At 70.4% G+C, this 7654-nt stretch carries 9 protein-coding genes and 1 pseudogene; 6 read left to right on the top strand and 4 right to left on the bottom strand.

The genetic code is table 11. The annotated features are described in order from the left end of the window. Positions 1 to 43: 43 nt before the first annotated feature. Positions 44 to 598: a GNAT family N-acetyltransferase gene (locus ABTZ94_RS34870; RefSeq protein WP_351207034.1), complete on the top strand. Its 555-nt coding sequence runs from the start codon at positions 44 to 46 to the stop codon at positions 596 to 598. A gap of 65 nt (positions 599 to 663) precedes the next feature. Here the strand turns inward: ABTZ94_RS34870 and ABTZ94_RS34865 are convergent, their stop codons facing one another. Then, entirely contained in the window at positions 664 to 1227 is a 564-nt protein-coding gene (locus tag ABTZ94_RS34865) for a GNAT family N-acetyltransferase (protein WP_351207032.1), read from the bottom strand. 148 nt (positions 1228 to 1375) lie between these two features. Continuing rightward, positions 1376 to 2377 (bottom strand): LysR family transcriptional regulator, encoded by a 1002-nt coding sequence (locus ABTZ94_RS34860; RefSeq protein ID WP_351207030.1) that lies wholly within the window; start codon positions 2375 to 2377, stop codon positions 1376 to 1378. Positions 2378 to 2461: 84 nt separating this feature from the next. Between ABTZ94_RS34860 and ABTZ94_RS34855 the strand changes: the two genes are divergently transcribed. The 5 genes from ABTZ94_RS34855 (at position 2462) to ABTZ94_RS34835 (ending at position 6513) form a co-directional block, all read left to right on the top strand. Continuing rightward, a complete protein-coding gene (locus ABTZ94_RS34855) occupies positions 2462 to 3742 on the top strand; it encodes an MFS transporter (protein WP_351207028.1) in 1281 nt (426 codons plus the stop codon). 166 nt (positions 3743 to 3908) lie between these two features. Then, positions 3909 to 5129, top strand: coding sequence for a helix-turn-helix domain-containing protein (locus ABTZ94_RS34850; RefSeq protein WP_351207026.1), 1221 nt, complete (start codon positions 3909 to 3911; stop codon positions 5127 to 5129). A gap of 189 nt (positions 5130 to 5318) precedes the next feature. Further along, positions 5319 to 5519: a hypothetical protein gene (locus ABTZ94_RS34845; protein ID WP_351207024.1), complete on the top strand. Its 201-nt coding sequence runs from the start codon at positions 5319 to 5321 to the stop codon at positions 5517 to 5519. Positions 5520 to 5524: 5 nt separating this feature from the next. Continuing rightward, the gene (locus tag ABTZ94_RS34840; protein ID WP_351207022.1) at positions 5525 to 5860 is read left to right on the top strand and encodes a DUF6415 family natural product biosynthesis protein; all 336 of its coding nucleotides are present in this window, start codon (positions 5525 to 5527) and stop codon (positions 5858 to 5860) included. Positions 5861 to 6033: 173 nt separating this feature from the next. Then, positions 6034 to 6513 carry an SAM-dependent methyltransferase gene (locus tag ABTZ94_RS34835; RefSeq protein ID WP_351207020.1) on the top strand — a complete coding sequence of 160 codons (480 nt, stop codon included), beginning with the start codon at positions 6034 to 6036 and terminating at the stop codon, positions 6511 to 6513. 72 nt (positions 6514 to 6585) lie between these two features. Here ABTZ94_RS34835 and ABTZ94_RS34830 read toward each other — a convergent pair whose 3' ends face one another. Both ABTZ94_RS34830 and ABTZ94_RS34825 read right to left on the bottom strand, forming a co-directional pair. Further along, positions 6586 to 7056: a hypothetical protein gene (locus ABTZ94_RS34830; protein WP_351207018.1), complete on the bottom strand. Its 471-nt coding sequence runs from the start codon at positions 7054 to 7056 to the stop codon at positions 6586 to 6588. Positions 7057 to 7090: 34 nt separating this feature from the next. Beyond that, positions 7091 to 7654 (bottom strand): annotated as a pseudogene (locus ABTZ94_RS34825) (transposase family protein); the annotation flags it as partial.

The following is a 7654-nucleotide window of genomic DNA, read 5'->3' as shown; positions in this document are numbered from 1 at the left end:
GGAGCGGGCTCCCTATCGTGGGGGAGGTCGTTACGGTGTCCTGATGGACGACGATCTTCGTGCCGCCACCCCTGCAGACGGCCCGCTCCTCCTCCGGCCGTGGCTGCCCGACGACGCCCCGGCCCTGCTCGAGGCGTACCGCGATCCCGCGATGCGCGCCATGCTGGGCAGGCCGGTCACGGACGAGGCGGAGGCGCAGCAGTGGCTGCGCGTGGAGCAGGAGGGCCGGGAATCCGGCAGCCGCTTCGGTTTCGCGGTCGTCGATCGCGATCACGCCGGCGAACTGGTCGGCAATGTGGCGCTCAAGTACCCCGCACCAGGCTCCGGCAGCGCGGAGGTCGGCTACTGGACGACGGCGCGGGCGCGCGGGCGCGGAATCGCGCCGCGGGCTCTCGGGGCGCTCACCGACTGGGCGTTCGAAGCGTTCGCCGGGGACGGGCTCGTGCAGCTGGACCTGATGCATCAGGTGAACAACGACGCGTCCTGCCGGGTTGCGGAGAAGAGCGGATACGGCTTCGCGGAGGTTCTTCCGGCACAGCCGCCGTGGCCGCTGGACGGACATCGGCATGTGCGGGGGCGTACCGGGGGCGTCCGGTAGCCGTCCGCGTCCTCACTCGCGGAAGTCGGGCCCGCCCGGCGACCGAGGACACCCCGGGCCGGCCTTCACCCCAGCAACGGCCCATCGTGCAGAATGCGCTGGAACAGCCGGTGGTCGCGCCACTCACCGTTGATGTGCAGGTAGCGCGGAGCCATGCCGTACTGCTCGAAGCCGCACTTGGCGAGCACCCGCTGCGACGCCACGTTGTCCAGCACCGTCCCCGCCTCGACCCGGTGCAGGCGCAGTTCGTCCCTGGCCAACGCGCAGATCCGCTCCACGGCGGCCGTGGCCAGTCCGCGGCCCGCGTACGCGACATCGACCCAGTAACCGAGAACCGCGCTGCGGAACGGCCCGAGCACCATGCCGTTGAGGTTGAACCCACCCACCACACGGTCCTGTTCATCGGCGAGCACCCACGGCATCACCCGCCCCGCGTCACGGTCCGCGAGCAACCCGGCCAGCCGTTCCCGCTGTCCCTGCTCGGTGTAGAAGGCGTCGGGCCGCACCGGTTCCCAGGGCTGCATGTACGCGCGGCTGCGGGTCAGCGCCACGGCGAAGGATGCGGCGTCGGCCGGCGTGACGGGACGGAGTCGTATCTCCGCGTCGAGCCGGTGGATGTCGTTGATCACCCCAGCACGCTATCCCGGCCCCGGTTCGCCGCGGGCTCCGCGGCCGGGCCCGCCGGGCGGGAAACGCCCAGTGCCTCGCGATGGTCGTCCCCACCGCGTCCCGGTCGAGCGGAGCGATGTCCGCGACGCCGCCCCCCGGACGTCCCGCTCAGGTGGATTTCAACATGAGAGATGCGTCGATCCCGGGCAGCCAGCTGCCGTCCGGCCGCACCATCCAGCCTTCCTCGGAGCCCAGTTGAGCTGCGGCTTCGCGCAGGGCGTCCAGGCCGGGGTGGCGCAGCCCCTTGCGCCAGACCAGCAGGAGCGGGGAGATCGGTACGGGCCGGACCAGCGGACGCACCACGGTGCCCGGCATCGGTGGGAAGTCGACCACGCACAGAACCGGGTACCCCGACTTTGCGTTGACCCGTTGAAATTCGGCCACGCCGATCGCGAGTGGGACGGGTGGCGCCAGCTCGATGCCCCACTCGGCGAAGAGCAGCCGGGCGAGGTCCGTCCACTCCTCGGTGCGCGGATTCCCGGCGCCCGCGTAGACGGTCTCGCCGGCCAGGTCGTCCAGCGCGACGGCCTCGTGAGCGGCGAGGGGGTGACCGGTGGGGAGCAGAACGGCCATCGGCTCGTACCGCACCGGCTGCGTGCCGAGCCGTGCCCGCACCGCGGGGTCGAGTCCGGCGGCGCGACCGAAGGAGACGTCGAGGCGCCCGGCGAGGATCTCATCGGCGGCCCGGATGAGTCCGCTCTCGAAGCGCGCCATCAGCTCGCACGCCGGAGCCAGCTCCCGCGCGCGGGCGAGTACACGGGCGGCCGTCATGCCGTCGGTGTTGAGGTCGACGAAGAGCGGCCGCGCCACGGGATCGGCGAAGGCTGCCGCAAGATCGGCATGCGCCTCCAGGACCCGCCGGGCATACGGGAGGAGCCGTTCGCCGTCGGCGGTGAGGGCGACCTGCCGGGTGGTGCGTACGAACAGTTCCGCACCCAGCTCGCGCTCCAGCCGGCGGATGTCCCGGCTCAGTGCCTGCTGGGCGATGTAGAGCCGGGCGGCGGCGCGGGTGAAGTGCAGCTCCTCGGCAACGGCGACGAAGGCGCGGAGCAGCCGGGGATCGGGATGGGTATGCGTCTGGGTGCCCGTATCGGCAGCGGAGGAGGCCACACCCGGGAATTTACAACACAGATGCGTTAATCGGTACGGAGAAGGTGTTGGACCCCAAGGGCCGTGCGCCGCGAGGGTTGATCCATGCCGTACGAGAGAACCCCGCCCACCGACCCCATGCTCGCCGTCTCCGGGGGCCTGCTGGTCATCGCCCCGCGCACCGTCGCCGCCAGGCCGGCGCCCACCAACCCGTACCGCCGGCTGCTTGCCACCCCGGGCGCCCGCGCCTTCACCGCGGGCAATCTCCTCGCCCGGCTTCCCATGGGCATGTTCAGCGTGAGCGCGGTGATCATGATCGCCGGTTCGCGCGGCTCGTACGCCCTGGCCGGCGCCGTCACCGCTACCGGCCTCGCGGCAACGGCGGTGGTCGCGCCCTGGACGGCCCGGCTCGTCGACCGGTACGGACAGGCCAGGGTCGCCGTGCCCGCCACAGTGATAGCCGCGCTCGGATCGCTCGCACTGCTGCTCTGTGTGCACTACGGCGCCCCGGTCTGGACGCTCTTCGCCTCCTACGCCGCGACCGCCACCACCCCCAACACCGGCGGAATGTCCCGGGCCCGCTGGGCCCATCTGCACCGCGGCGATCCGGCCGCCCTGCACACCGCGAACTCCTTCGAACAGGCCGCCGACGAGCTCTGCTTCATGCTCGGCCCGGCCCTCGCCGCCCTGCTGTGCGCTGCGCTCTTCCCGGAGGCCGGAACACTCGTCGGGGCGATCCTGCTGATGACCGGCGTGCTGATCTTCGCCGCCCAGCGCTCCACGGAACCACCGGTGGCACCCCGCACACACGCGGGCTCCCCGCTCCGCACCCCCGGCATGCCGGCCCTGCTCGCCGCCTTCCTCGCCACCGGCATGGTCTTCGGCGCGATGGAGGTCGTCACGATCGCTCACGCCGGGGGCGCGATCCTGGCCCTCCAGGCGGCCGGATCGTGCGCGGCGGGGCTGCTGTACGGGTCGCTGCGCCCGGCCGCGGACATCCGGCGCCGGCTGCTGGGCTGCCTGGCGGGAATGACGGCGCTGATGTCCCTGCCGCTGCTCGCCGCCTCCTCGACCGATTCGCTGCTCGCCCTCGCGGGCGCACTCCTGCTGGCCGGTGCGGCGACTGCCCCGACCATGGTCACCGGCATGACACTGGTGCAACGCCTCACCCCCGAGGGCCAGTTGAACGAGGGCATGACCCTGGCCGTGACCGCGCTGCTGGGCGGGATCGCCGCTGGTTCGGCGACCGGCGGCTGGATGGTGGAGCACACGGGACAGGTGACGGGCTATGTCGTACCGGTGTGCGCGGCGGGACTGGCACTGGTCGTCGCGGCGGCCGGGGTCCGCACCCCCGGAACCGGATCACGGGAACGGGAACGGGCATGAGTACGGAACAGGCGCGGGCGCGCCGGTAGTCCACGCACACGCACGAGGACCCCGCTGTTAAACGATTCGCCCCCGCCGGGCACTTGGCGGCAGGGGCGAATCCGTATCACCCGCCGCATGCCGACGGGTACCGTCCCAGTACGCGACTACGAGGACGGAGCACAGTATGCCCACGCCTACTGGCATCGGAACAGGGGCACGGATCGCCGCCTACCGGCGCCTGCACCGCCTGACGCAAAAGCAACTCGCCAGCAAAGCAGCCGTCTCCTACTCGCTCCTGGTGAAGGTCGAACAGGGCCGCCGCCCCGCCAGCGGCTCGTTCATCGCCGCCGTGGCGCGGGCCATGGGCGTACCCGTCACCACCTTCACTGGCCAGCCATACACCACCGACCACGCCCACGACCGCCTCGACAGCCCCTTGGCCGACCTGCGCGCCGCGCTCGACAACTATGACTTCCCGCTGGACGAACTCCCCGTGCGCGCCCTGCCGGAAATCGCCGCCGACGTGCACGCCGTGCTCCTCGCCCGCAGGGGGGCGAACTTCGGGCGGATCGTCGCCATGGCACCCCCGCTCGTCGATGAACTGGTCCAGGTCTCCCAGACCGCGCAGGGCCAGTCGGCTGAAGAGGCGCACCGGCTTCTCGCGCACGTGTACCGGTCCGCCTACGACGTCGCCTACGGGCTCGGTCTGTCGGATCTGGTGTCGCTGCTGCTGTCCCGCATGAACTACTCCACCCAGCGCGCAGGCGACCCGTACCTGATGAGCCTGTACGGCTACATGCGCGCCTACTCGACGTTCGCCACCGGACGGCACGAGGTCGGGCGGAAGATCATCACCAAGGCCCGCGAGACCATCGACCCGGGCGTGCGCGCCGGGGAACTCCCGGCCCTCTGCTCTGCCGGGAATCTGCACCTGCGGGCGGCGATGCTGGCCACCCGGCAAGGCGACGCCGACTCTGCCCAGGACGAGCTGGCCGAAGCCCGCCGCCTGGCCGAACAGTTGGGCCGCGAGGTCGTCGGCGGGGCCCGGGACGGGGCGCACATCCAGTCGTTCGGGCCGACCAACGTGGCGATCCACGCGGCAGCGGTAGAGATGGAGCTGGGCAACCACGGCAAGTCACTCCAGCTCGCCAAGCTGGTGCAGCCCCAGGCGGACTACTTCCCCGACCGGCTGGGGCACTTCTGGATTGACACCGCCCGCTCCCAGCTCTGGACCGGCAAGGCCGACGCCGCCCTCGTCTCCCTGCTGAAGGCGCGGAGGGTGGCGCCGCAGCAGGCCAAGTACCACCCGTCCGTCCGTGAAACCGTCGCTGGGCTGGTGCACGCCGCCCGCCGCACCCCGGACACCCTCATCGGCTACGCCTCCTGGTGCGGCGTCCAGCTCTAGCTGTACGTAGTGGTCGGCATAGCCTGAAGCGATCCCTCTGCCCGGACTGTCACACAGCGCCCCGAGACTGTCACAACTTGTGTCAGTTCCGGGGCGCTGCTGCGCGTTCACTAACCGCCAGCAGCGCCCACCGCTCTCACGGGCCCCGACAGAAATGGGCGGCGAAACCCGCCGACCACGGAGATTGGCATGCGCACCCAGTCCGACCGTTCCGAAACCTCGCTTCCGATCCGCACCCCTGGCACGAACCTGCCCGACGGCCACCCGTCCGCCAGTCTGCTCGCACGGGCCCAGCACGGCTGGAACGCCTTCCTGGCCCGCACCGGGCCACTGCCGGGCGAGGACGAGGATGTCGAGCACAGCCGGACCGACGAGCAGACCGGGCGGTGAGCGCGGTGACCGAGACGCCCCCGACCTGGATCGACATGGGCCGGGATGTGGACCTGGCGCTCGCGCTCGCTCAGGGGCGGCCGACCGGTCCGGCGGCAGACGAGGTCCGCAAGCGGCTCCGCTCCTACATCGGGCTGCTCGCCGACCCGGCCGAGGAGTACGCGAAGGGCCTGGCCGACTCCCGGGCCCGGGACATTGCGACCGCCACCGTGGACCACGCCCGTGGCCTGTTCCGCGACCAGGACGGTGACTCGGCCGCTATGCTCCGGCTGCTCGGCAAGGCTGTCTACTACCTGATGCGGTATGCCTCCCATATCCAACAACACAGGCCGCACCAGTGAGCGGCGAGTTACAGCCCGAGCGACCGTCCCGAAGACGGGGCGTCGAAGAGGCCTGCGCGACGTGGTCCGCGTCCCTGGACACCATGGACGGCGCGGTATCCGATCCGCCGCCACCGTGGACACCCGGGCTGCGGCCCACCTGGCCGCTACAGCCTGACTCTGGAAGGAACCTGATGGCAGAGAAATTCGAGGTAGAGGCACTGGGCTACGTCGTCGGAGGCCGCACCGAGCCGACTGACGACTACTGGGGCGGCACCCGTGCGATCATCCGCCTTGACAGCCGCTTCCCCTTGGAGGCCACAAAGGGACTGGAAGGGTTCTCCCACCTCGACTTGGTCTTCCACTTCCACCTGATCGACCCCGCCGACCTCCCCCTCGGCGCCCGCCGCCCCCGGGACAATCCCGACTGGCCCGAAGTCGGCTTCGTCGGCCACCGCAACATGCGCCGCCTCAACTGGCTCGGCGTCTCCCGCTGCCGCCTGGTCAAGGTGGACGGCCTGGACCTTCACGTCGAAGATCTCGACGCCGTGGACGGCACCCCGGTCATCGAAGTGAAGCCCTGGTTCAAGGAGATGGGCCCCCGGGGCGAGGTCCACCAGCCCCAGTGGGTCACCGACATGCTCGGCAACTACTACGCCCCCGCCAAGGGCTGACCGCTGCACCGTCGACCTCGGACGTCCCCCGTACACGTCCGAGGCCACGCCGACGATTACGTGGAGCTGTGGTCAGGCACGGATGTCGGTGACACCGTCCGGGGTGATCTCATGCGCGATCACGGTTCCGGGTTCAGGCACGACGGGAAGCTCCTTGTCCTCGAAGTGAGCCTTGGCGTAGCCGATCGCCTCGCCCTGTCGGGTGGCGCTGCCGAAGTACAGCAGGAGCGGGTGAAGCTGGTACTTGCCCCGCCTGGTCTTCCACAGGAAGTTCCGGGCCATCAGGTGTCCTATGGCCACTTTGATCGTGGGCCTCTTGACGCCGAGCATCCGGGCGAGCTGCTCCTGGGTAACCGCGATCTCGCCGTGGCGGTTGATGTGGACGTATTGGCCGTGCTCGTCCTTCTCGGCCAGCAGTCCGACGATCGTCCAGAACAGGTCTCTGGAGAGGCTGGGCAGGTTGTACCTGGAGAACCGGGCGATGAAGCCCAACAAGACCACGACGTGCATGGGCTCGGTCTGGTTCTCGAACACGTCTTCCATGAGATCAGCCGCCAGCATCCTGTACGGACCGTTCCTAACCAGTGCGCGTGAGTGAGTCCTGGACCCACTGCTGCGTTCTGGGCGCATCCCGAACGGTGTTGGGTGCGCTGGGTTCCCGCTTTCGCGTCCCGTTCGGCGGCACGCCTCCAGGGGCGTGGTCCGTTGCGGGTGGGCGGGGTTCCCTCACGCCCCCGGTTGCCTGGTCCGGCCTGGGCGGTCCGATGCCCCGCACGATCGCTCCGGTCGTGTGGGGGCGGTGCCGTCCGACGCCGGATCGGGTGTCCGAGGGCGCGTCGTCCGATCGCGATACCGGCGGCATCGTGACGGGACATCTTTCGCTTGGGGGTGGCCAGTGGTTTCTGCCAGTGCTGGGCACCCCACATCGAGGTGTAGGCGGGGTCGACCGCGACAATGCTCAGGCCCTGTTCGGCGGCCATGGAGACCAGCCGGGCCTTGAGCTTTCCGGTCGGGATGCCGGAGATCAGCTGCCGGAACCGCTTTTTGCGGCCGTGTTTCTCGCGGGTCTTCTCGGTGGTGAAGTCGAGGTCCTCGATGCCGATCGCGGCGACACCGACTCGATTGGCCCAGTTGATCAGCC

The sequence above is a fragment of the Streptomyces sp. NPDC002785 genome (assembly GCF_040295565.1).
Lineage (GTDB): Bacteria > Actinomycetota > Actinomycetes > Streptomycetales > Streptomycetaceae > Streptomyces.
The sequence above is the reverse complement of the archived record's forward strand: the minus strand, read 5'-3'. Positions and strand labels throughout refer to the sequence as shown.

Coding starts and splice junctions, on each gene's coding strand:
- ABTZ94_RS34870 (WP_351207034.1), top strand. CDS start 44: ATGGACGACGATCTTCGTGCCGCCACCCCTGCAGACGGCCCGCTCCTC.
- ABTZ94_RS34855 (WP_351207028.1), top strand. CDS start 2,462: ATGCCGTACGAGAGAACCCCGCCCACCGACCCCATGCTCGCCGTCTCC.
- ABTZ94_RS34850 (WP_351207026.1), top strand. CDS start 3,909: ATGCCCACGCCTACTGGCATCGGAACAGGGGCACGGATCGCCGCCTAC.
- ABTZ94_RS34845 (WP_351207024.1), top strand. CDS start 5,319: ATGCGCACCCAGTCCGACCGTTCCGAAACCTCGCTTCCGATCCGCACC.
- ABTZ94_RS34835 (WP_351207020.1), top strand. CDS start 6,034: ATGGCAGAGAAATTCGAGGTAGAGGCACTGGGCTACGTCGTCGGAGGC.
- ABTZ94_RS34830 (WP_351207018.1), bottom strand. CDS start 7,056: ATGGAAGACGTGTTCGAGAACCAGACCGAGCCCATGCACGTCGTGGTC.